At 42.4% G+C, this 22,195-nt stretch carries 15 protein-coding genes; 3 read left to right on the top strand and 12 right to left on the bottom strand.

Features of this window, described 5'->3' with window-relative positions; translation table 11 throughout:
- Nucleotides 1-3: 3 nt before the first annotated feature.
- The 11 genes from VCM39_RS14005 to VCM39_RS13955 all read right to left on the bottom strand — a co-directional run bounded on the left by VCM39_RS14005 (nt 4) and on the right by VCM39_RS13955 (nt 13,335).
- On the bottom strand, nt 4-348 hold the full coding sequence (locus VCM39_RS14005; protein ID WP_007484949.1) for a hypothetical protein: 345 nt from the start codon (nt 346-348) through the stop codon (nt 4-6).
- Nucleotides 349-465: 117 nt separating this feature from the next.
- Entirely contained in the window at nt 466-684 is a 219-nt protein-coding gene (locus tag VCM39_RS14000) for a sulfurtransferase TusA family protein (RefSeq protein WP_221648797.1), read from the bottom strand.
- Entirely contained in the window at nt 681-998 is a 318-nt protein-coding gene (locus tag VCM39_RS13995) for a hypothetical protein (protein ID WP_007484951.1), read from the bottom strand. Before VCM39_RS13995 ends, VCM39_RS14000 begins: the two co-directional genes overlap by 4 nt.
- 201 nt (nt 999-1,199) lie before the next feature.
- Entirely contained in the window at nt 1,200-4,097 is a 2,898-nt protein-coding gene (locus VCM39_RS13990; protein WP_322933689.1) for a hypothetical protein, read from the bottom strand.
- Nucleotides 4,098-4,324: 227 nt separating this feature from the next.
- Complete coding sequence (locus VCM39_RS13985) at nt 4,325-5,050, bottom strand: tyrosine-protein phosphatase (RefSeq protein ID WP_221648795.1); 726 nt, start codon at nt 5,048-5,050, stop codon at nt 4,325-4,327.
- Between the two features lie 83 nt (nt 5,051-5,133).
- On the bottom strand, nt 5,134-7,125 hold the full coding sequence (locus tag VCM39_RS13980) for a glucosamine-6-phosphate deaminase (protein WP_221648794.1): 1,992 nt from the start codon (nt 7,123-7,125) through the stop codon (nt 5,134-5,136).
- Between the two features lie 173 nt (nt 7,126-7,298).
- The gene (locus VCM39_RS13975) at nt 7,299-8,075 is read right to left on the bottom strand and encodes an amidohydrolase (protein ID WP_322933690.1); all 777 of its coding nucleotides are present in this window, start codon (nt 8,073-8,075) and stop codon (nt 7,299-7,301) included.
- 25 nt (nt 8,076-8,100) lie between these two features.
- A complete protein-coding gene (locus VCM39_RS13970) occupies nt 8,101-8,661 on the bottom strand; it encodes a 1-acyl-sn-glycerol-3-phosphate acyltransferase (RefSeq protein ID WP_221648792.1) in 561 nt (186 codons plus the stop codon).
- Between the two features lie 2 nt (nt 8,662-8,663).
- Nucleotides 8,664-8,933 carry a hypothetical protein gene (locus VCM39_RS13965; protein WP_002561713.1) on the bottom strand — a complete coding sequence of 90 codons (270 nt, stop codon included), beginning with the start codon at nt 8,931-8,933 and terminating at the stop codon, nt 8,664-8,666.
- Between the two features lie 303 nt (nt 8,934-9,236).
- Complete coding sequence (locus VCM39_RS13960; protein ID WP_221648791.1) at nt 9,237-10,697, bottom strand: LTA synthase family protein; 1,461 nt, start codon at nt 10,695-10,697, stop codon at nt 9,237-9,239.
- A gap of 424 nt (nt 10,698-11,121) precedes the next feature.
- Nucleotides 11,122-13,335: a patatin-like phospholipase family protein gene (locus tag VCM39_RS13955; RefSeq protein WP_221648790.1), complete on the bottom strand. Its 2,214-nt coding sequence runs from the start codon at nt 13,333-13,335 to the stop codon at nt 11,122-11,124.
- A 275-nt stretch (nt 13,336-13,610) separates the two neighbouring features.
- On the opposite strand from VCM39_RS13955, the gene VCM39_RS13950 reads away from it, so the two are divergent.
- The 3 genes from VCM39_RS13950 (at nt 13,611) to VCM39_RS13940 (ending at nt 19,396) form a co-directional block, all read left to right on the top strand.
- Nucleotides 13,611-14,807 (top strand): efflux RND transporter periplasmic adaptor subunit, encoded by a 1,197-nt coding sequence (locus tag VCM39_RS13950; RefSeq protein WP_221648789.1) that lies wholly within the window; start codon nt 13,611-13,613, stop codon nt 14,805-14,807.
- 3 nt (nt 14,808-14,810) lie between these two features.
- A complete protein-coding gene (locus tag VCM39_RS13945; protein WP_195349060.1) occupies nt 14,811-17,903 on the top strand; it encodes an efflux RND transporter permease subunit in 3,093 nt (1,030 codons plus the stop codon).
- A gap of 104 nt (nt 17,904-18,007) precedes the next feature.
- Nucleotides 18,008-19,396 (top strand): efflux transporter outer membrane subunit, encoded by a 1,389-nt coding sequence (locus tag VCM39_RS13940; RefSeq protein ID WP_195349529.1) that lies wholly within the window; start codon nt 18,008-18,010, stop codon nt 19,394-19,396.
- A gap of 247 nt (nt 19,397-19,643) precedes the next feature.
- Here the strand turns inward: VCM39_RS13940 and VCM39_RS13935 are convergent, their stop codons facing one another.
- Nucleotides 19,644-21,980: a glycosyl hydrolase family 95 catalytic domain-containing protein gene (locus VCM39_RS13935; RefSeq protein ID WP_322933691.1), complete on the bottom strand. Its 2,337-nt coding sequence runs from the start codon at nt 21,978-21,980 to the stop codon at nt 19,644-19,646.
- Nucleotides 21,981-22,195: the final 215 nt, after the last annotated feature.

Here is a 22,195-nt window from a genome sequence, read left to right as displayed (position 1 = left end):
CGGTTAACCGATTCGTTTGATAATAGAGATGAACTCTTCATTTGTCATGCCGAAGCTTTGTTCGCGGTAGTTTACGAAATCTTCCAGATAGTCACTGGCTATGGCATCCATAATGTCTTTTCCGTCGAGACCAAGTTCGTCGAGCATGAAACGTATGAGACCCTGATAGGCACGAATGGTTTTCATTCGTTGGTCGGCAGCCGGCACAGCCATCATTTGGCACTGGTGCTCATTGCGGGCAATAAGATAAACGGTAGCATAAAACTTGTCTATGCTACCATATATACTGTTGATTTTCCGGGTGGCTGATCCCGGTAACTCTTTTAATTTTTGTTGTACTTCACTCATATTTAATGCGGTTTGGAATATGTTTCACCACAGAGTAACACAGAGTACTATTTAGCTGATTTCTAATAAAAAAAAAAGAACTCTGTGAAACTCTGTGCCCTCTGTGGTGAATTTCCTTCATTCCAGTTTTGTAAACTGCAAAGTCATTTGTTCGCTACCGTAGATTTCGCGAAAACCGATGCCTTGTTCCGATAAGTATTCTTTTAAGTCTTGAAATGCGTCAGCATTATCCATAATAATCTTCACTGTCTCGCCGGGTTGGGCGCTACATATGGCTTTTATGGCCGGGATTAACGGACTGTAAGCAGTCGTTCCACGAGTGTCGGCGGTAATCATGATTCTTCCTCTTCTGCTTCTTGGGAGTTAAGCCAGGTAAGGTATAGTTTGATAAGCTGTTGCAGGCCGAATGCTTTCATGTTATTGTGATAGATCACGTCTATGCAGAGGTCAAGCAGGTCTTTACTGTCTTCTTCCTGGCTGGCGATAAGCGAACGGACGTTGAGTTTGAGTTTATCAAGAACAGCTTCGTCTACAATACCATTACTGTCAATCAGGTGACGGAAGAGGGCATATTTTTCAATGGTTTTCAGGTTTTCTTCGGAAACTTCCATGCTGCGTGTGCCGCTGGGATTTGCTTGTATGGTATACATAATGTTTTTATTTTAGAGGTTAATGATAGGGACAAAGATAGAACTTTTCGCGAGAGATTGAACAAATAGGGGGGAAATTAATTAAAAAAGTGATTAGTGAATAGTGATTAGTGATAAGTGATAAGTGATTAGCAGGCTGCGCCATCATGCCGCATGGCACTAATCACTAATCACTTATCGCTAATCACTATTCATTAATCACTATTCACTAAAAAAGTTAAGTATTGCTGCCATAACCATTGCCCGGTCTTTGTCCGATTCAATGCTTTCGAAGGGGAAACCCATAACAAATGTGCGGTAATTTCCTTTGTAGGCAATACCTGCACTTTGGTTATCCGGACTATATGTGAATACGGAAAAGGCAGGTGCTACGGGGACTATACAATCCGGTGCAGTCACCGCATACCTGTTTTCATTGGGTAGGCGGGGAATGGAAATAGTACGTCCCAGTCCGTTGATCTGTCCGGACAGGCTGTTGCGCAGTGAACTTTGATAGCCATATTTCAGAACTTTTTGTGTGAACTCCCGGTTACCTTGCGAAGTATTCATATCACTTCCAGGATAAGAGCCGCTGACGAGAATGTTACCTCCCGATTGGCAGTAAGCCGTAATGATCCGTTGCATAGGCGAGGAGAATGTTTTGTAATATGCGCGGTTGACGGGATCTTCTTTTTCCAGTCCCAGGATATAGTCCACAATGGGATATTCTTCCAGTTGTACCCGTCCGTTTTCTACAGCCTCATCACTACATGATACAAAACTATAGTGTCCTGCTGCCTGAATTGCTTTACCATGAATAAATGGATAGTCAAATGTGTTTCCAATGATTTTCATTCCTTCCAGTTCGTTGCCACTATGCCCCAGACTGCCTTTCCCTTCCTTGCCGGCTTGTTTCCGGTCGAATCCGATTTGTGCCCCACTCAGGGAGATGTTGTATAAATAGGGTACGCCCGGATCTTCTTCCAGATCAAACCCTGCACTGGTAGGTGTGTTGATGATAGCCGGCCCGCTCAGACGGTCGAAACCATTGATGATAAGTATTTTCCCTTTTTCATCTTTTGCTTTATAGGCCGATAATATCTCTGAGGGGAAACTTTCGCCACCGCGGTTGACTGCTGTGACTTTGAATGAATACACAAGGCCCGGCTCTATTTTTAGGGTATAGGAAGGGTGGTTCACCAGTACACCATTATCGAAGCCGCCATAGCCGATGCGGGTATATACTACATATTCACGTGGAGTGGCGGTTGGTTCCAGCGGATCGTTTTCTCCTTGCCAGGAGAGTTCGAGGGTATTTTTTTTCTTACCGAACTGAAGGGCGAAGTTGCTTACAGGAAGCGGTTGTACAACGTATTCCTTTCCGTGTTGGCTGCTCACAAAGCGGAGTACACCTTTGTAAATAGCACGTCCTACGGTGAACTTGAAGTTAGGGTCGTGCCCCAGTTGCATATCTGCAAAATTCTGGTGTGATAGTAGTTCTATGATCGTAGAGGGTACAGACGGCAAGCGTGTTTCGCTGTAATTGCGATTCCACATGCTACGCCGGGTCCAGGGGATATTGTAGGTAGTGTGGATGTCCCGTTGCAACTGTGTCAATAAGATATCTGCCAGATCACGCGAGGCATAGCGGTCCATCCCTGTGTTCAGCAAGCCGTTATTGAAATCGGTGGTATATATGCCTAATGAGCCGATTATTTCGTCTGTTTTACTATATCCGGCATCACTGTGCAGGGCTAAGGTCATTTCCAACGGTACTCCCAATCCCTTTTCTTTGGGGTTGAACACTGAACCGCCGGATAGATAATTGAGTGTATTGGAGCGTGCATTGATATCATCGGCATAATCATTTTCTCCTTTTCGTCCACCATATATTTCATACGGCATACCTGCCCATTGAGCAGAATAACGTGCTCCTTCCAGATAGCGCGGAAGTCCGCTGACGGTTCCGCCTCGTGAGATATTTCCCATACCTCCTCCAAAACGTACTGCATCCGCACATACGACGCCATTCTCTTTGCTCTCATTGCTGAGTACCACCATGCCATAATCATTATTGCCTTTGTCGAACTCAAAAGTCCCCAGATATACCCAGGTACCTCCGCCTATTTGCTGGTTTACACTAAATTCGGTAACTCCTCCTTTATGAAACACAATGTATTTGGCATCACTTACGCTGTTAGGTAGTGTCTGATAGGATACATATACCGCATAGTTACCTGTTTGTGGGATGGTCGGAATCCATTCTGCAAAGGCTTTGTTCTTTTTCTTTTCTGTACGGGCATAGCGTGCTGTGCCGTCCAGAAAAGGATTCTCTCCATCTTTATAGATACGTTTTTTAGATGCAAATCCTTTTCCACCTACTGTTTCCCAACGGGCCTTGCGGCTTTTCATTTCCAGATAGATAGAACCGTTTTTCGTGTCGTTATCAACAATTACTTCGTTCTTCTGCGTATCCCGTTCGCGTGGAGTGAAAACGTTGGCACCTGCGTTCTCCAACATCGGGATAACATAGGGCAGGATAAACGATTGCGTAAACAGGTCTTCTGTTGTACAAAACAGCCGGGGACGTTGCCAGCTCCATTCGCCTTTTTCATTCTTGAAATACTGTCCATGACTCTGCCAGAGAGCGATGTGTCGGTTTTGCAGTCCACGGGATATTTCGTATGGGCGCGATGTATTTGTCACCCAGGGTGCTCCCTTATAGTCAGTATTCAATGAAAGCCGGGTTTTGTCCTTTTTCTTTTTGCGGTAGGCATTGGGGATAAGGTCTTCTATGGGTCTGCCATCGGCGTATATCGTAACATCGAAAAAACGTACCGGGCCAGGGAGAATATTTTCTACCTGATTATAAATAGACTCAACTGTTTCGGGTAGAAAGGGCTGATAAGCAAAACTTTCTGAAGCCTGTATTGTGAGTTGCTTTCGGTCAAAGTCAATTTCTACACTTTGTAATGTGGGCTGTTTTATTTTAGCAGAGGCAGAGGTGTAGCTGTTGAAGAATTCATTCAGCCGATCTTCTACTGTTTTTTCGATGGCTTGCGCAAAGAGTAAATTGGTTCCTGCAATAAGTAACAGCAGGAATAAGTATAGCTTTCTCATAAACTTCAATTATTACGGTTTACCACAGAGGGCGCAGAGAACACGGAGTATTATTTATCTGATTGAAACGCAAATTAACGCAGATTTTTGCAAAATACAAATATAAAAGAAAGAATATCAGTACTCTAATCTGCGTTCATTCGCGTTAATCTGCGTTTTATTCGGATAATAAAGCTCTGTGTTCTCTGTGGTGAAAATCTTAGCCTGCAAAAGTAGAGTAATTTTCGTTATTCTGTATATAAATTACGCAGTTTCTCTATATCTGCTTCAAGGTTGTTTATCAGATAACTTTCTATTCCTCCGAATTCTTTATCTATCACACGGAAAGCCGTTTCCAGATACTCTTTTCTCACGGTAGTCAGCGGTTTTAGTTCCGGATGATCTTTTGTGATAAAATCATATTTGGCCTGGATATGCTGAGCTGACAGCATATAGTCTTCTATTATTGTATCGCGTTCCACTCCTAAAGCCGAAAGCAGCAATGCGGCTGCAATGCCTGTCCGGTCTTTCCCGGCAGAACAGTGGAAGAGGAGTGGGGTATTGGCTTTCTCTGTCAGGATGCGGAAAAATTCTTTGTATGTATCCTGCATATGGCGAACGATGAATGCGTACACTTCCTCCATGACAGCACTCAGGTTGTTTTTGTCAAAATGTGCAATATCACTCATATTGCCGGCTTCGATGGGCAATGGGATATGCTTGGACACAGTCTGTGGCAAATGATCGGCTGCTGCTTCCTTTTCGGCTTCGCCTCTGAAATCGATCACGGTTCGTAGTGGTAATAGAGTGAGATAATCCAGGTCTGTGGATGTCAGTTTGTTCATGTCGTCTGAACGCAGAAAAGTTTTCCATTTCACATGTTTGCCATAAATGGTGCGATAACCTCCAAGGTCGCGCATGTTATAAGCTCCTGCCATTGGAAGGAGCCGGTAATGAGTCTCTTCTTTCTTCATATTAATTTGTCTTTTATTTGTAAACAAAAAAAGAGTGAAGAATTCTCTGTTCTTCACTCTTCTTTATGATTATTTACTAATTGTTATAACGGAATATACTCTACGAATGCTTCCATTGCTTCATAAGAAGCAAGACCAAGATTATCATAAAGTGCAGCTGTACCACGGTTACGGTCTTCGCTACGTTGCCAGAACAGACGTTCGTCATTACCTAAGAACGGAGCGCTTTCCATTTGCGACTGGTGTTTCAGGATGGAATTACGTTTAGCACGCAACTCTTCCGGACTGATAGGCACTGCCATTTCGATATTTTCAATTTCCCATTCAGCCCATGCACCACGATACATCCAGATACGGCAGTCTTTCAGCCATTTGGCTCCCTCTTCTTTTTCCAAATCTATAGCAGCAAACACAGCATCCGTACAAACGCGGTGGGTTCCGTGCGGATCGGCAAGGTCACCGGCTACGAATATCTGATGAGGCTTCACTTCGCGAAGCAGGTTACGTACAATTTCTACGTCTGCCTCACTGATAGGATTCTTCTGGATTTTGCCTGTTTCATAGAATGGCAGATCCAGGAAGTGAACGCGGTCCAACGGAATGTTATTGTATGTACAAGCCGTACGGGCTTCGCCACGGCGAATCAGACCTTTAATAGTCAGGATATCGCGTGAATCCATATCTCCGTCTTTCTTCTCTTTGAGGAATTTGCGGATCTCCGAATATTTTTCATTGATTACCAGGTCCTCGCTGTTATTGAAAATCTGGTTGAAACCATTAATGAAGTGCAGGAAACGGATTACTTCTTCGTCACCTACAGCGATGTTACCCGATGTTTGGTAAGCTACATGTACTTCATGTTTTTGCTCTACCAGGCGGCGGATAGTGCCACCCATAGAGATAACATCGTCATCCGGGTGCGGAGAGAATACAACAACACGTTTCGGGAACGGTTTTGCACGTTCGGGACGATACGTATCATCAGCATTCGGCTTGCCACCAGGCCAACCGGTGATAGTGTGCTGCAAGTCGTTGAATATCTTAATATTTACATTATATGCCGAACCAAAGAGAGCCAGAAGTTCGCTCAAGCCGTTTTCATTGTAATCCTTATTGGTCAGTTTCAGGATGGGCTTGCCAGTCAATTGACATAACCAAACGATGGCACTACGAATCAGTTTATCGTTCCATTCGCAAGAAGTCACCAACCAGGGACGCTGAATACGTGTCAGGTTGCTGGCGGCTGAAAGGTCAATAGCTACGTGAGCGTTGTTGTGTGTCTGCAAATAAGATGCAGGAATTGTATCTGTGATCGGACCTTCCACACATTCTTTAATCATCTTGGCTTTGTCCTCTCCCCATGCCAGAAGATATACTTTCTTGGCACCCAGGATAGTAGATACACCCATTGTGATAGAACTGATAGGAGTGTTCTCCATTGTTCCGAATATCTTGGTAGCTTCGTTGCGTGAGCTGTTATCCAGCAAGATCAGGCGAGTGGTAGAGTTCAGGCGTGAACCCGGTTCGTTGAAAGCGATATTACCTACGCGACCGATACCCAGAAGAGCAATGTCAATACCTCCGAAACTTTCGATACGTTGCTCATACAGGCGACAATATTCCAGGATCGTATCTTTAGCAATGGTTCCGTCCGGGGTGAATACGTTCTGCTTATCAATGTCCACATGGTCGAGGAACATCTCTTTCAGGGCATTGAAATTGCTGTTGATTGCGTCCGGAACCAATGGATAGTATTCGTACATATTGAATACGATCACATTGCGGAAGCTGAGGCCTTCTTCTTTGTGCATACGAATTAGCTCGGAATACACATTACGTGGTGAGTTACCACCCGGCAATGCCAGAACACAGAAGCGTCCTGCTTTCTGTTTATCGCGTATTACTTGTGCTATTTCGCGAGCGATGTAGTTGGCACCTTCTTCTACAGATTCATAAATATCAGTAGGAATTTTTTCAAGTCGGGTTAATACCGACCGTTCAAATGCATTCTCTGGTCTGTAGTATCTGGGGGAGACCCTGTTGAGAGTGATTTGAGAACTTAAGTTTGTTTTCATAAATTCTTTAATTAAGTTATGTTAGATTCAAGTCGTGCGACTGTTTTTTCTGAACGACAAAGATACAAAAGAAGTTTATTATAAAAACTACCTTATTGTAGGTATTGTTGCTATAAAGAGGCGATTTTAACGTTTGTTTATTTAAGTTGCTTAACTAAAATGTACATATAAACTCAAATCCGGAAAGTGTCTGCGTCTTTCCATACCGGAAACTTATCACGGAATTGTTGTAGCGATTTGAGGTTGAGTGAAACGGTGGCGATAGCTTCTTTGGTGTCCGGGACCGATGTTAGTATTTCACCTTTAGCGGAATAGACGATGCTACCTCCATTATATAGATGGTTATTACCATCTGTCCCTATCCGGTTTACTCCGCATACATAACACATGTTCTCTAAAGCACGGGCACGAAGTAGTGTGTCCCATGCCAATCGGCGGGCTTGCGGCCAACTGGCTACATATATTAATAAGTCATATTCATTATCTATATTCCGGCTCCATACCGGAAAACGCAGATCGTAGCATACCAGCAGGCAGATGTTCCATTCGCGGTAGGAGATAATGAGTTTACTGTCTCCGGAGGAAAAATGTTCAGCTTCTTGTCCCATACGGAAGAGATGGCGTTTGTCATAGTAATACTCTTCTCCTTCGGGAGTGATAAAGAAAGCACGGTTATAATACGAACCTTGTTCGCAGCAAATGAAACTTCCTGTGATGGCAAACTGAAATTCTCCGGCCCAGCTTTTGAGTGTTTGTATCGTTTCTCCAGAGATCGGTTCTGCCAATTTCAGGCTGTTCATACTAAACCCAGTCGAGAACATTTCCGGTAAAGCAACAATCTCCGTTGTCCCGTGAAGCATTTGTAGCTTATCACGGAGCAAACGGAGATTTTCTTGTTTATTCTCCCAGACAATATTAGTCTGGACGATTGAAACACGTAATTCTTGCATTACATTTATTACTAATCATTAATTACTATTCATCGATATTTCCGATACTAAAGTTTTCGGGATGTTTGCCTCTAAAGTTTTTGAAGTAGAGCTTTATTTCGCGCATGTCTTTTTCAATGTCTCCTGTAGGCATGATAGTTTTGGTGGATGAAATAGTCTTAGTAGTATAATCTATTCCTACGAGCACGATAGGGACTTGTGCTTTCAGTGCGATATAGTAGAATCCTTTCTTCCAGTTTGGATTTCGTTTACGTGTACCTTCGGGTGTGATGGCAAGATGAAATTTTTTTCTTTCAGCAAATTTGTGTGCCATCTGATCTACTAATGATGTTTTACGACCACGGTCTACCGGAATACCTCCTACGGCTTTAAAAATAAGACCTAAGGGGAAGAAGAACCACTCCTTCTTCATCATGAAGCTTGTTTTACGCCCCCAGGCACCATAGAAAAGTTTACCTATGAAGAGGTCTAAATTTGTAGTGTGGGGAGCGGCGCAAACTACGCATTTATCGTAGTTTGGCACCGTTACATTCATTTTCCAACCCAACAAGCGAAAGTAAATAAAGCTGTAAATTGCTTTTTTCATTCTTAGTTTAATTTCGCGATGGCATCAATAATTTCGTTTACTTTAGCGTTGAAGTCACTACGGAATTTTTTGTAGAATCCTTTTACATTGCCCGGTTCTGTATGGCTGATGCGGCTGATGAACTCATCCTGCATCTTAAGGATTTCGGCCATAAGTTGGTCTGCTTTGGCCTTATCAGTACCAGGAACAAACATGCTATTGATCAAACACTCTGAGAATAATTCTCCTGAAATATAATTTACGGTTTTCTTGAGTTCTCTTCTACTTGCCATAATCTATCTTCTTTTAATGTGAATATTGAATATATCAGCGGTAAAGATAAATACTTTCTTCGGCTTAGGCAAATAAATAATACAATAACTCATTACGAAGAATCAATTCAAAACTCTGCAAAAAATGATTCAAAACGAATTAAAACTTTAACTAGAGATGTTCTGAATCTATAAATGTCTTACAAAGAGATATAGATAGTATGGGATTAAGTCATATTTCCGTTTTGGGACATTAGTAAAAAGAGAAATCCGTAGAAACGAGATTGAAGAGGCACTGTATTAGTTATGTGAAAATTACGACTTTTATTTTAGTGGATTATGATTAAAATAATCACTATCTAAGATAATATTAGAGATTCTTTGCATATTTTCTTCTCTTTTTCTTTGAAATGGTGTATTTAGAAAAGAATCTGGAATGAGAATGCTATTTCCTACTCCCCTCCATTTACTGTCTATCCCCATTAAATCAAGTATAGTTGGAAAAACATCACATTGTTTTATGGGGTGATGTTGATCCTTTTTTATTTCTTTGGGAGAATTGATGATATATAAAGGGATTAAAGACGGAATTTGCAAATTATTAGCATTAAGTAAAAAATCATGAGCTTGATGGTCGCTGACTATTATAATCAAACTATTATCATATAATCCGGATACTTTTAGGGAATGGAAATATTCTCCTAAACAAACATCCATATAATGGACATTAGAAAGATAATTTTTTAATTCGTTAGAATAGTTGTTAGGGTAATTAATAGAGTACTCTTTTATAGAATGCGAATAGGGTGAGTGGGTAGAAGAAGTTAATATTACAGACATGAATCTCTGATTGTTTGTTGAGTCTGTCATTGCTGCATATTGAAATAATTGTTGATCTGTCAACCACCCATTAACCTGTTCCTGGTTGGGGTAACTATTTCTTGCGAACAGTGATTTTATTTCAAATTTCAGGCACACTTTGTTCTGTTGCCACATTGTTGAAGATGTAGGAATTATCATTTTAGTTTTCAACCCTTTTTCTTTAAATAAAGAAGGCAGTGATATAAAAGTATTATTCAGATAATCATTAATTGTGATACCTTGCTTTTTGGGGAGTAGTCCAGTTAAATATATAAGCTGTCCATCAATTGATTCTCCTGCTTGAATTTGTGGCATCATGTTATCATTATAGTATGCTCCCTCTTTTACTAACTTATTTAAGTTTGGGGTAATCTCAATATTATCAACTGTTAGGTTAGTAGCGTATGAGAGTAGTGATTCGACAATAATTAATATAAAATTTTGATGAATATGCTCTTTTTCCATATTAATAGTTTCTCCTGTGATATAGGGCTCTAAAACCTTTAATTCCTTTACAGAATAGCTTTTATTGTGATGTCTTTTCCACTCTACTATATAACTATGTACTATTCCAAATTGAAAAGTACTTTGAACTGGATTATAATTATAGGGAGTTATGTATTTCCATGACAAATCTTTCCAACGCATAGCTGATATTCCTATTAAAATCGAAATCAGGAAAATTCCTATTCCTCCTAATATAGTTGCCTGACGAATACGAGAGGTATTAAGACTTGATTTTATTTGTTTTTTATAATATAAATAAAACAGTATTCCAGTAATGAGGGATGATGGAATAATTGAATCTCGTAATTCTATGACATTTGTTATATTTGCTGATAAACCATTCAAATTACCGAATTCTGTATATAATGATAAAGGTATGTAGGATGAAAAATATCTACTATACCAGATATTTGCCAAAGATATTATATTTATAAAAATGAGCAATATAAAATATAAGTAGAATCTTTTTTTTATTATTATAAAGGGAATAATAAACAATATACAACAGTCGATAATTGTAAAACAAAAATTTTCTATGTATGGAAAAGTTCCTAGATCATTTCTATCTGTAAATACGTTGTAATGCATGTATAACAGATTTAAACAACACAATATCACGATAAGGTATTGGAAAATTACTTGTTTGTTTGTTTGGCTTTTCATCTCTTGTATATTTATATTGGTAACCACAATGAGCTACTGTCAATAAATGATTTATTTTAGGTTACAAATGTATTAATTTTCCAATAAATCTGGTGAATATTCCTTTAATTTGTTTTTAGTTTATTATGATATAAGTTGTCTGAATTTCTGCATTTCGGTAATTTAAATAAATAGTTTTTCAAAAGTAGAATCCCAAATTCACATAGAATCCTACCTTCTTACTTTGGTTTGAGTATCCCAGCGAAGCTTCCAGCGGTCCGAACATGCTATCTATTCCGTAACCTAAACTGAATCCGTAGATACATTTATCTTCCAGAATATCGAAGAAGTTGTCGTTGGTCAGAGCTATGTTTCCCGTCAGGCTAACATAATGCTTACTCCATAAGCGTTGACGTAGTTTTAAACCGCCGACTACTACGGAGTTCTTCATTATTTCGATATTATCAATTCCGGCAAAAGGCAGTTGTTGTGAAATGAACCGTCCGAAGTAGTTGCCACCCAATGCGTTGGTATACGGGTAGGGGATATCTCTACCTATAAGTACCCTTCCATATATAGCGGGAAGCAAGGCAAAACGGTTGGTTAATTGGAAGGCTTCCACCCACGAAGCGTTGAGGGCTGAAAATGGAGCATGTCCTTTGTACTTCGCCATGTTGTCCGTATAAAGAGAATATCCGGCTTTAAAATCTGCCCCTTCGTTGGGGAAGTATCCTTTATTGAATGTATTATAATGCACCTGCGCAAAGTAGTTGAAGAAATGTTCCGGTTTTATCTTCAGATTATATTCCGGGCTGGTATATAAGAAATCTTTGTATTTGAAATATTCAAACCGTGCTCCTACAGCAAAACGCAGGTTCTTATACCATACGTCTGAGAAACTGAATTCCCCTGAATGATACTTATAAGTGGTATTATAAGCACGGTCGCCATGATTGTAGATATTGATATCATTATATTCAAAGAGATAACCGAAGTTGAAGTTTCTCATCTGCATCGGTTCCAGGGTATAATCTACCCGGGCAGCGTAACGCTTCCCCAAACGTCCGGTTACAGATACTTTAGACGGGATGTGTGTCTTTAAGTTTAGAGTCGCATTCAGCAGCATAGAAGCAATTTCTTCAGAGTCGAAACGAATGCCTAAGTTGATTTTCCGTTCATACTTTTCTTCCAGCAGAAAGTCCAGCTTGTCTCCTTCCGGTGTACTGGTAAGTTTATAGCTGACATTGGAATATGCCTGGCTTCCCCGTAATACGGAAAGTGCTTTTTCCAATTGGGCTACACTGATTTCGCTGTCTTCTTTCAATTTGCATTTCCGCATCATCCATTTCTTATCCGCATCTTCGATACCGGAGAAATTGATCTCTTTTACAAAGAACTTTCTGGAAGAAGATAAGGAAGTGTAAGGCCCATGAGGAACAGGTTTATAATCAGCCGGGATACCTATTTCCTTTTTTAGTTTCAACAGCTCGCTCCATTTCTTCTGTGCTGCTTCTTGACCTCGGTTGGTGAGCGTATCCAGTGCATTGGGAGTAAAGCTGGCAGCAGAATATCCTTTTACATTTACTTTTATATAAACATCTGTAGCTACTACGTTTTGTTCATAATTTTTTTGTGTAGTAAGATCGATAATCTGCAACAAAATATCAGGTGCCGTATTAAGTTCATTTGCTGTTCGCAGCTTATCCTGTACATCTACTCCGATGATTACTTCGGCTCCCATTGCTTTGGCTATATTTACCGGATAGTTATTTTTCATACCACCGTCTACTAATACCATACTATCTATTCGCACAGGAGTAAATACGCCAGGAATAGCCATGCTTGCACGCATAGCTGTGGCAAGTACACCACTATGGAATACTATTTCGTCGCCATTCACAACGTTTTCCGAAACACAAGCGAAAGGGATTGGCATTTTATTAAAATCAATAGAGTCATGATATCCCACAGTGAGGTCAGAGAAGAGGTTAGCAAGGTTTTGTCCTTTGATAACTCCTCCCGAGGCTTGCTCTTTGAAACCCTTTCCGGTTAGAGGGAGAGAGAGTACATACGTTTCCGACTTTTCCCGTTCGGACATAGTCTGTTGGCTTCGTTTGATCCGGTCACTGAGGAGGAAAGTCCAGTCTTGCTTTTTCACCATGCTGTCAAGTTGCTCCGGTGTGTAGCCGATAGAATATAAACCTCCGATAATAGATCCCATACTGGTACCTACAATATAATCGATGGGGATACCTGCTTCTTCGATCACTTTCAATGCTCCAATGTGTGCAACACCTTTTGCACCACCACCGCTTAGCACCACGCCTACCTTTTTGCGTTGCTGTGCCGAAGTAGGTAAAGCCAAAAAAAGACACGTCAGGAGAACTAATGTTAAAGATAAATGTTTTTTCATTAAGATGGTTTTATTACGTGTAACATATAAAATACAAATGTACGTGATAAATTGTTTTGCTTTAGGCAGATTTCTCTACTTTTGTGGCCCAAAAGTCGGAATTGTGGATAAATTCTACAGTTTGCAGTAAAATTCCACAGATGCCCAATAACTGTATATACAGTATAAACAGCTTGTTTATAGCAGATAAATGAAGTTTTTGCCGTTTTGGTACGCAACTTGTACGACAAGAGACTAAGAACAAACATAAGTTAAATTAACTAATTCAACCGATTATGAGATTATTTCTCTCAAAGAAAGAATTGAAACTAAAGAAAAAGAGAACCATTGCTACTGTTGTTTGCATTGTTCTGATATTAGGTATTTACTGGGTATTAACACGTCCGCATAAGGCTGAACCGGAAATACCTACAGTGATAGTAGAGGCTGCAGCAAAAGATGATGTAGAGATTTATGGTGAGTATGTAGGTCGTATTCGTGCCCAGCAATTTGTTGAAGTGCGTGCCCGTGTAGAAGGTTATCTGGAACAGATGCTTTTCGCAGAGGGTACCTATGTGAATAAAAACCAGGTACTTTTTGTTATTAATCAGGAGCAGTATCGGGCAAAAGCAGATAAAGCACGTGCACAGCTGAAAAAAGATGAGGCGCAGGCCCTAAAGGCTCAGCGTGACTTTGAACGTATCAAACCGCTTTATGCTCAGAATGCTGCCAGCCAACTGGATCTTGATAATGCCGAAGCTGCCTATGAAAGTGCAATGGCTACGGTTGCCATGAGTGAAGCCGATCTGGCGCAGGCAGAGATGGAGCTGGGATATACGTTGGTCCGCTCTCCACTTTCGGGGCATATCAGTGAACGAAACGTCGACCTCGGGACATTGGTTGGGCCGGGTGCGAAGTCTTTGCTGGCTACCATCGTAAAGAGTGATACAGTGCTGGTGGATTTTAATATGACTGCACTGGATTATCTGAAAAGTAAAGAACGGAATATTAATATCGGGCAGCAGGATTCCAGTCGTTCCTGGCAGCCCAACATTTCTATTACATTGGCTGATAATACGGTCTATCCATACAAAGGTTACGTGGATTTTGCCGAACCACAAGTGGACCCTCAGACGGGGACGTTCTCTGTCCGGGCCGAGATGCCCAATCCGAAGCAGGTATTGCTACCCGGACAGTTCACAAAAGTGAAGTTATTGCTCGATGTCAGGGAAGGTGCTGTTGTGGTGCCTCTCAAAGCTGTAACAATTGAGAAAGGTGGTGCTTATATCTACGTGATGCGTAAAGACTCAACAGTAGAGAAGCGTTTCATAGAATTAGGACCTGAGTTTGGCAACAAGGTAGTTGTGGAACGCGGACTTGCACAGGGAGAAATGATTGTTGTTGAAGGATTCCACAAACTCAATCCGGGAATGAAAGTCCGGGTAGTAGAAGCCGATAAGGCCGAAGAAGTGGATAACGCTATAAAGGAGTAAATAATGAAAGTCAGTTTTTTTATAGATCGTCCGGTTTTCTCGGCGGTCATATCCATTGTAATTATAATAATCGGAGTCATAGGGTTGACTATGCTTCCGGTGGATCAGTATCCGCAGATAACTCCACCGGTGGTTAAAATCAGTGCATCCTATCCGGGAGCCAGTGCGTTGACTGTTTCGCAGGCGGTGGCTACTCCGATTGAACAAGAGATTAACGGTACTCCCGGTATGCTTTACATGGAGTCCAACAGTTCCAACTCCGGAGGCTTTTCGGCTACAGTCACTTTTGATGTATCTGCTGATCCTGATTTGGCTGCCGTTGAGATTCAGAACCGTGTGAAACTTGCCGAATCCCGTTTGCCTGCCGAAGTAATTCAAAATGGTATTTCCGTAGAGAAGCAGGCACCAAGTCAGTTGATGACACTCTGTCTGACTTCTTCGGATCCGAAGTTTGACGAAATCTATTTGAGTAACTTTGCTACGATCAACGTGCTCGACGTGCTTCGTCGTATTCCGGGTGTGGGACGTGTATCGAACATTGGTAGCCGGTATTATGCTATGCAGATATGGGCAGAACCCGATAAACTGGCAAACTTCGGTTTGACCGTGCAGGACTTGCAGAATGCTCTGAAGGATCAGAACCGTGAGTCGGCTGCCGGGGTACTTGGGCAGCAACCGGTGAAAGGGCTCGATGTTACTATCCCTATTACTACACAGGGACGTCTTTCCACAGTAAGTCAGTTTGAAGACATTGTGGTGCGTGCCAATGCAAACGGATCTATTATCCGTCTGAAAGATGTGGCACGTGTGTCACTTGAGGCTTCTTCTTACAATACGGAGAGTGGTATCAACGGAGAGAATGCTGCCGTACTTGGCATTTATATGCTGCCTGGTGCTAACGCCATCGAAGTGGCCGACAACGTGAAGCAGGCCATGGAAGAAATCAGCAGAAACTTTCCTGAGGGGTTGAGCTACGAAATCCCGTTTGATATGACTACCTACATTTCGGAGTCTATTCATGAAGTGTACAAAACATTGTTTGAAGCACTTGTACTGGTGGTATTAGTGGTATTTCTCTCTTTGCAGAGCTGGCGTGCCACATTGATTCCAATTGTGGCAGTACCTATCTCGTTGATTGGTACGTTCGGATTTATGTTGATCTTTGGCTTCTCACTGAATATCCTTACATTGTTAGGGTTGATTCTCGCCATTGGTATCGTGGTAGATGATGCTATTGTGGTGGTGGAGAGCGTGGAACATATCATGGAGACAGAAAAATTGAGTGCCTACGAGGCCACTAAGAAGGCAATGGAGGGATTGACAAGTGCTCTGATTGCGACTTCACTGGTACTCTGCGCCGTGTTTGTTCCTGTTAGTTTCCTTAGTGGCATTACCGGGCAGCTTTACCGTCAGTTTACCATTACCATTGCTGTGTCTGTACTGATATCTACAGTAGTGGCTCTGACGCTGAGTCCTGTCATGTGTTCTTTGATTCTGAAACCGGACAATGGCAAAAAGAAGAACATCGTATTTCGTAAAATTAATGAGTGGCTGAATATTGGTAATAATAAATATGTAGCAGTTATCACTCGTGTCATCAAGCATCCGCGTCGTGTACTAAGTGCTTTCGGCATGGTATTGATAGCGATTCTTTTATTACATCGTATCATTCCCACCAGCTTCCTTCCGGTAGAAGACCAGGGGTATTTTAAGATAGAGCTTGAACTGCCCGAAGGTTCTACGCTGGAACGTACACGTAAAGTGACCGAGCGCGCTATCTCTTTCCTTGATAAGAATCCGTACATTGCATATGTACAGAATGTGACCGGAAGCAGCCCTCGTGTAGGTAGTAACCAGGCACGTAGTGAGTTGACTGTTATCCTGAAACCGTGGGAGGAACGTAAAGAAACCACTATAAACAAAATCATGGCCGAGGTACAGAAACACCTCAAAGAGTATCCCGAGTGTAAAGTGTATCTCTCTACACCGCCGGTTATCCCGGGGCTGGGTAGTTCGGGAGGTTTTGAGATGCAGCTGGAAGCCCGTGGAGAGGCAACCTTTGATAATCTGGTTCAGGCGGCGGATACATTGATGTACTATGCTTCAAAAAGTAAAGAACTTGCCGGCTTGTCCTCTTCGTTACAGTCAGAGATACCACAATTGTATTTCGATGTAGACCGTGATAAGGTGAAGATGCTGGGTGTTCCGCTGGCGGATGTGTTTTCTACCATGAAGGCCTATACAGGTTCTGTATATGTAAATGACTTCAACATGTTCAACCGTATATATAAGGTGTATATTCAGGCAGAGGCTCCTTATCGTGAGCATAAAGATAATATCAACCTCTTCTTTGTTAAAGCATCCAATGGTGCTATGGTACCGCTTACCTCTTTGGGGAATGCTTCATACACTACAGGACCCGGTAGTATCAAACGTTTCAATATGTTTACTACGGCAGTGATACGCGGAGAAGCTGCACAGGGATATAGTTCCGGACAAGCCATGGAGATTATGGAGCAGATAGCCCGTGATCATTTGCCTGATAATATCGGGCTGGAATGGAGTGGACTTTCCTATCAGGAGAAGAAGGCCGGTGGACAGACAGGGTTGGTGATGGCGTTGGTATTCCTCTTTGTGTTCCTGTTTCTGGCTGCACAATATGAAAGCTGGACCTTGCCGGTTGCCGTACTGTTATCCTTGCCGATTGCTGCGTTAGGTGCTTACCTGGGGGTATGGATCTGCGGATTGGAAAATGATGTATATTTTCAGATAGGATTGGTAATGTTGGTAGGGTTGGCAGCTAAGAATGCTATCCTTATTGTGGAGTTTGCCAAAGTACAGGTAGACGATGGCGAAGATATTGTTACAGCGGCTATCAATGCTGCCCGTCTGCGTTTTCGTCCTATTTTGATGACGTCTCTGGCTTTTGTGCTTGGTATGCTCCCGATGGTATTGGCAAGCGGACCGGGTTCTGCCAGTCGGCAGGCTATTGGTACGGGTGTATTCTTCGGAATGATTTTTGCTATTGTTCTGGGCATTATTCTTGTACCGTTCTTCTTTGTTATGGTGTATAAGTTGGTAGTTAGAAGTAAGTAGTTGGCAGTTGGAATCTATGCAGCGTGGGAGTATCTGCAAAGATTCCAACTACCAAATTCTAACTACCAAATTCTAACTACCAAATTCTAAATTCTAACTACGATATGAAGAGAAATTTTTTATATATTATTTTATTACTGGCTGTAGTCTCTTTTTCCTCTTGTAAGATTGGAAAAAGTTACACCCGCCCTGACCTTCACTTGCCTGACAGCCTTGCTCGCAATCAAGATACACTTAGTTTTGGTGATATGGACTGGTGGGAGATTTATACCGATTCTACACTTCGCGGGTTGATATCAAAATCGCTGGAGTACAATAAAGATCTTTTAATTGCTGCTGCCCGCGTAAAAGAGATGGCTGCACAAAAAAGAATCTCAACTGCTGCCCTTCTTCCCGACATAAAAGGAACGGTGACCGGTGAACGTGAGTTTGAGAATCATGGTGGCGATGCTTTCAAACGCAGTGATACCTTTGAGGCTCAGGTACTTTTTTCGTGGGAGCTTGACCTTTGGGGAAACCTTCGTTGGGCACGTTCGGCAAGTATTGCCGACTATTTGCAATCCATAGAGGCACAACGTGCTTTGCGTATGACTATTGTAGCCGAAGTGGCACAGGCTTACTATGAACTTGTAGCTCTTGATACGGAGCTTGAGATTGTCCGGCAGACTCTGAAAGCCCGTGAAGAAGGGATGCGTCTGGCACGTATTCGTTTTGAAGGTGGGTTGACATCCGAGACTTCCTATCGCCAGTCTCAGGTGGAGCTTGCCCGTACGGCAACACTTGTGCCCGATCTCGAACGTAAGATCAGTCTCAAAGAGAATGATATTGCCTTTCTTGCCGGAGAGTATCCTAATAAAATAGCTCGTAGTGGCTTGTTGCAGGAATTCAATTTTCCGAATGCGTTACCTGTTGGCTTACCCTCTGCCTTGCTCGAACGTCGTCCGGATATTCGTCAGGCAGAGCAGAAACTGATTGCTGCCAACGCCAAAGTGGGGGTAGCGTATACGAATATGTTTCCGCGTATCTCTCTTACAGGTAGGGCCGGAGCCGAAAGTACAGTCCTTTCCGATCTGCTGAAATCTCCTTATGGTATTATGGAAGGTGCTTTGCTAACTCCTATTCTGGGTTGGGGAAAGAATCGTGCAGCGTTGAAAGCTAAGAAGGCTGCCTATGAAGCGGAAGTACACAGCTATGAGAAAACGGTGTTGACGGCATTTAAAGAGACACAAAATGCAATTGTTAACTTCAACAAGATAAAAGAGGTATATGATCTTCGTGCTCATTTGGAACGTTCTTCCAAGAGTTATGTAGACCTGGCGCAACTTCAATATATTAACGGAGTTATCAATTATCTGGATGTACTCGATGCGCAACGTGGCTATTTTGATGCTCAGATAGGCTTGAGTAATGCTATTCGTGATGAGTTAATCGCAGTAGTACAAGTGTATAAAGCTCTTGGCGGAGGTTGGCAAATAAGGGAAGAAGGTAAATAAATTAAGAGGCTGTTTCAGTTTTATTCAAACCCGTACAGATATGAAACTCACCACAGAGTAATACAGAGTACTATTTATCTGATGAAACGCAGATTAACACAGATAGATTAAAAGACTGTATTTCTTTATCATCTATTTGTTTCCCTTTGCGAAAATCTGCGTTCATCTGCGTTTCAATAAAGATCTAAACTCTGTGTTACTCTGTGGTGAAATATATCCAAACCCATACAGATTTGAATATACTTGTTTAGCTACCATCGCTGGTCGAACCTCCCCGTGCGGGAAGCACTTTTACCGTTTCTCCCTCCTTTGTATCAATCGTGAATCGGCTGCCGCCTATAACTTCTTCGTCTTTCCCATTACGTACGATCCGGACTTCTTTCCCCTTCCAGGGATTATCTATCACACAGGTACGTCCTTTTTCGCTTTTAATCTCCACCATTTCCACTGTTCCGTTTTTCAGGCTACTACTCACGAGGAAAGCACCGTATGCCCGCAGATCTTTGAAAGAAGCGTCCTGTGTCATTATCCAATTAGGGAAAATACGGATCACTCCTTCGTAGCTCTGCATCAGCATTTCGTTGATAGTCAAAGGCACAGCAGCAAGTGTCTCTATGCCTCCACCTCCTTGGGTTATCCACAGGTTAGGATGAACACTGAAGCTGATACGTCTTTTAAGATGTTGCAGTAGCTTTTCTGCGTCATAGCCTACACGTACTGCACCCGGATAACAGGTTTCTATTCCATTGTTGCTTGTGTTTCCCCAGTCGTCGGGATTCCATTGCCTATCTGTCCAATGATTGACGTCTTCCAACAGGATAGCATTGAATACAGAGTCGGTTACCGGACCGGCTACTCCTCCTGGCAGGATAAGCCCATGAATAGAAACCCGGTTTAATCCCGACGGACGAACTACCGAATTTTGTGGTCCGCGTTCCATGCTTTTCAGGCTCATTCTTCCTTCGGCATTCTTTCCTACAGGATAGTCGCTCAGTCTGGTCAGTATTTCATTCCATTTTTCTCGTCGTTTTTCATCCGTTTGGAGGAAGATGCTCATGTCCGTTACTCCTTTGAAAAGCATCTTCACTAACCCCAGCGAGAGAGTTGAGTTGAAATCGCCCAGCCTGTTTCGCCATACGCCTTTATTGCGCTTGTTGGGCATCACCTCGTTGAAGTGATCCATTTTTATCACATAACGTCCGTTCTCCATTACCAGATAATCTTCCCAAAAGTCTGCGCAGGCTATAATATAAGGATATACCTTCTTTGCATACGCTTCATCGTAGGTGCTGTAGTGCCTCATCAGCATATTGCCTACACTGAATACTGCATTTATCTTTTGTCCCAGGAACTTATACCCATTGTCAATCGTGTTTTCGCGGGTAGCATATTTTTGCATCATTTCGTCCGGAGTAAGAGGCCACATAGAGGTACAAAGTCCTTTTGGACCGATACCAACCGGATAATAAATGCCTTTGCAGTTCAATAGCTCACGGGCGTGCCGACGTCCCATGTCCATATAATCCAGCAATGGCTGGTCAAAATTCTTTGTGAGGTCGATGTGATTGGAAGAAAATGCTGCCCAATAGGGAGCCTGATAATTATAATTCAAGTGATAGTCACCTCCCCATGCAGCCTCATCGCGTGTAACAAATGTGCCCCAAATGCCGGGAGCAAACTTATCGCCACGTGAAGAGCAAGCCAGCAGATACTGGGACATGTAATAGTAGCGCTCCAATTCTTCGTCACCGATGGTGACAGAGGATTCATTCCAAAAGTTACTCCACCATTGTTGATGTTCTTTCTTTAGTTCTTTTAATAAGGCGGGAGTCAGTTTTCTGGCTTCACTGAGTGCCCGGTCTTTCCATTGGGGTGTGTCGTGATTGGTGTATGCTGTGACGGTTATCCATCTCTTTTCTCCGGGTTGTAACAATATCCTGTCAGAATGGGGGAGGGGACTTCCGGGAGTGTTCATAGCCAGTATTACGTGTGTAGGCCAGCGTAGCAACGGAGTGTTCTCAAATGAACGGCTCACCCAGTGTATATCTTCTTTGCCTTGTGCAGTGACGGAGGTGTTACCCTGGGCCGCCCATAGGTTGAGACTGACTTCAATAGGTTCGTTGGCTGTCAACTCTATGACGACGTGATTGTGTGTTGCTGCTACCCATGCCGATAATTCAACCTGTAAATCTTCTTTGGTGAAGCGACCTTTGATTTCGGCGCTTCCCGGTAGTTGCTCTGCATAGTAGCCGGCTCCTTGCAGACTCTTGGAAGAGATGCTCAGCCCTCCTGGTAGAGCAATACCACCCGGATAAACAGGGTATGCACGCCAGAAATCGTTTTTGCCAATGTAAAAACACAGACTATCCGGTGCTCCGCCCATAGTGATACCTATATCTCCGTTTCCTGCCAAGGGAGCATCGGGTGTTTTGATCGTAGGTACTTCCTGCGGGATGGAAGTAAATACAGCTTTGTAGCGGTTCATAGGAGGTTCTTGTTCTGAACGGGCGGGGTTGCTGCACGAAGTCAGACAGAGAACCCCTAACAAAATACCTTTACTAAGGTGACCATACATGTTTTTCATGGTTTCTTTTCCTGATTAAAAATGCATAAATGATGTGTGCAAATGTAGCTCAAATCTTTTGTCCCACTTTGCAGTATTATCTCAATGATTTATACTAATACCTCAAAAAAGCCATTTTATCGCCTTTTCCATTTTTTGTAGTTGATAGCCGGAAGTCTCTCTAACCGAAAGGTATGCTAACATTATTTACGTATGCTCTTTCATATTTCAGAAAA

Source organism: Bacteroides mucinivorans, from assembly GCF_034654355.2.
In the GTDB taxonomy this organism is placed as follows: Bacteria; Bacteroidota; Bacteroidia; order Bacteroidales; family Bacteroidaceae; genus Bacteroides; species Bacteroides nordii.
This window is presented reverse-complemented; position numbering and strand designations above follow the sequence as displayed.